Genomic DNA, 2,615 nt, shown 5'->3' with positions numbered 1-2,615 from the left:
GAGTCCCCGGAGGCGGACTTCACCGTCACCAACCCCAACGGCCGGGCCATCGCCCTCGACGCCGCGTACATTCCCCTCGACAGCGGCTTCAGGCGGGTGGGCGGCACCTGTGCGGAGCGGCTGCGGGCCTACAGCTCCTGCACGGTGTCCGTCGCGTTCGCGCCACGCCGGACGGGTCCGGTGAGCACGGCGCTCACCGTCACCTCCGGCGCGGACACCGCGAGGGCCTCACTCACCGGCGCCGGATTCGTCCACCTCACCGTCGCGTTCAGCGGCGCGGACGACCGTACGGTCACGGTCGTCGACGGCGAGAACAAACAGCTCTGCAAGCGGGCCCCGAAGCGGAAGCCGGTCGTACCGAAGCCGGATGTACCGAAGCCGGTCGTACCGAAGACATGCGAGAAGATCCCCGTCCCGGCGAGGGAGCTGGAGCTGCCCGCGCCCCTCACCGACCCGGACGCGTCCTTCAGCGGGTGGTCGGGTGACTGCGACGCTGCCGCGGGTGCCGTCTGCGCACCTCGACTGGACCGGGACGTCGAGGTGACCGCGGCCTTCGAGTGAGCGTGGACCGGCTGTTACCAAACGCGGACAGACGGGAGTGAACGGCTGCCGGGAGACCACCATCTGAGTAGGCGTAAAGAACGACGGGTGCGTGGACCGCGTCCCGTCGACGTACGCCAATCGCCTGCCAACGTATTGGGGGATCTCATGAAGACGACTCGTGGTGCTCGCCGTACCGTCCGTTCCGCGGCCCTTGCCGCTGTCGCCGCCGCCGCGATGTTGTCGCTGATCGCGGGGCAGGGCGGGGGCGAGGACGCCGCCGCGGGACCGGGCAAGACCGTCTCCGTCTCCACCTCCCGCACGGCGGACGGCCGGGCCGAGGCGCTCGACGGCTCGAACAGCATCACCGTCAGCGCGTCGAAGGCCGTCGCGCGCTCCGGCTCGTCCAAGGCGGCGGCCCCGGTGCGCAAGGAGCGCCTCGCGGACGGCAGCACGGCCGAGATCCACAAGATCGGCGCCCAGCACTACCGCGCGAAGATCGTCAGCCGGGGCGACGTCCTGGCCACGATCGAGGCGAACGGGGACGACGCGGGGCTCGACGCCAACGACATGTTCATCGTGCTGACCCCGGACGGCAAGGTCCACTCCTGGCTGGGCGGCGGGCACGCGGGTCCGGGCACGTTCAAGCTCCCGGGCGGCTGGACGGCCAAGGTCACCAAGGTCGGTGACCTGCACTACCGCGCGCAGATCCTGGGCCGTGACGGCGTGGTGATGGGCACGCTGGAGGCGGACCAGCAGGACGACGGCGGCGTCGCCAACGGCATCTACATGGTGCTCAGCACCGGCGGCGTGATCAGCGCGCACGAGTAGGGATGCGCGGCAGGTGCCCGCGCCACGGCGGCCACCCCCTACCGGACCCCCCTGAGGTGCCCACTTCGTACGAAGTGGGCACCTTCGTCGTTGGATGCGCGGGAATCTGCGCGGCCGAGTTGCAAAGAAACCGTTGCAACGAAGTCTTTGCAACTCTAGGCTGGCCATTATGAGGCAAGAGGAAGAGCGCGAAGAGGGGCGAGGGCAGAAGGGCGAGCGCCGGGAGCCCCGGAAGATCCATCAGCTCGACGCCCGTTCGCTGCGGGGGCTCGCCCACCCGCTGCGCATGCGCCTGCTCGCCTCGCTGCGGCTCGACGGCTCCGCGACCGCCTCGCAACTCGCGGAGCGCCTGGGCGAGTCCAGCGGATCCACCAGCTACCACCTGCGCCAGCTCGCCACGCACGGCTTCGTCGAGGACGATCCGGAGCGGGGTAAGGGGCGCGAGCGCTGGTGGCGGGCCAGTCACCAGGGCACGTACTTCGATGAGTCGCTGCGGCACGACCCCGACCCCGTCGTACGGGGCGCCGCCGACCTCTATCTCCACGAGCACGCGACCCTGCACACCCAGGAGCTCTCCACCTGGCTCGGCACGATGCGCGAGTGGCCGAAGGAGTGGACCGAGAGCGCGGACATGAGTGACTACACCCTGCGCCTCACGCCCGAACTGACCGCCGAACTGGGCCAGAAGATCGAGGAAATCATCGAGAGCTACCGCCCCTTGGCCGTGGACGCGGACACGCCGAACTCCGCCAAGGTCCGCCTGCACACCCACGTCTTCCCGACCCGTTCCACCGAGTGAGGAGACAGCCTTGCACCCCGACATACACCTGCTCCTGCACCACACCCGCGCCACCGACCTGCGCCGAACGGCACCCTTACGGCAGCGCCGTCCCCAACTCCGTACCCGACTCGGCTGGACGATGGTCGAACTGGGCCTCCGCCTGGCCACCGCCCCGGCACGGCGCGGCCCCTACTCCACGCACGCGGCACACCGGCCGTCCCCTTCGGTGTCCTGACGGAGCGTTCCGAGGCCCGAACCGCCATCATGGTCCCCGGCGTGGGGGCCACCGGTCCCGGCGGCCCCCGGACGTGCGGTCAGCCCCTCGGCGGAGGAGTGACCCACCCCTTCTTGACCAGCTGGTCGCAGTGCCACTTTCCCTCGGCCTTGCTCTCCCCCTTCTTCGCGGTGGCGGCGAGGCACGCCCCGTAGGGGAACGGCGGACCCTGGTCGGGGGAGGTGGGGG

The 2,615-nt window shown here is 70.6% G+C and carries 4 protein-coding genes; all 4 read left to right on the top strand.

Annotated features, from left to right (window positions below; all coding sequences use genetic code 11):
- Positions 1-561, top strand: a 561-nt coding sequence (locus tag AB8Z36_RS38110) for a hypothetical protein (protein ID WP_369217950.1), incomplete at its 5' end; no start/stop codon positions are given.
- A 147-nt stretch (positions 562-708) separates the two neighbouring features.
- Positions 709-1,371 (top strand): hypothetical protein, encoded by a 663-nt coding sequence (locus tag AB8Z36_RS38105; protein ID WP_369217949.1) that lies wholly within the window; start codon positions 709-711, stop codon positions 1,369-1,371.
- 169 nt (positions 1,372-1,540) lie between these two features.
- Positions 1,541-2,170 carry an ArsR/SmtB family transcription factor gene (locus AB8Z36_RS38100; RefSeq protein WP_369217948.1) on the top strand — a complete coding sequence of 210 codons (630 nt, stop codon included), beginning with the start codon at positions 1,541-1,543 and terminating at the stop codon, positions 2,168-2,170.
- A 10-nt stretch (positions 2,171-2,180) separates the two neighbouring features.
- Entirely contained in the window at positions 2,181-2,387 is a 207-nt protein-coding gene (locus tag AB8Z36_RS38095) for a hypothetical protein (protein WP_369217947.1), read from the top strand.
- Positions 2,388-2,615: the final 228 nt, after the last annotated feature.

Source organism: Streptomyces flavofungini (assembly GCF_041028215.1).
GTDB classification, from domain to species: Bacteria; Actinomycetota; Actinomycetes; order Streptomycetales; family Streptomycetaceae; genus Streptomyces; species Streptomyces flavofungini_B.
The sequence above is the reverse complement of the archived record's forward strand: the minus strand, read 5'-3'. Positions and strand labels throughout refer to the sequence as shown.

Coding starts and splice junctions, on each gene's coding strand:
- AB8Z36_RS38100 (WP_369217948.1), top strand. CDS start 1,541: ATGAGGCAAGAGGAAGAGCGCGAAGAGGGGCGAGGGCAGAAGGGCGAG.
- AB8Z36_RS38105 (WP_369217949.1), top strand. CDS start 709: ATGAAGACGACTCGTGGTGCTCGCCGTACCGTCCGTTCCGCGGCCCTT.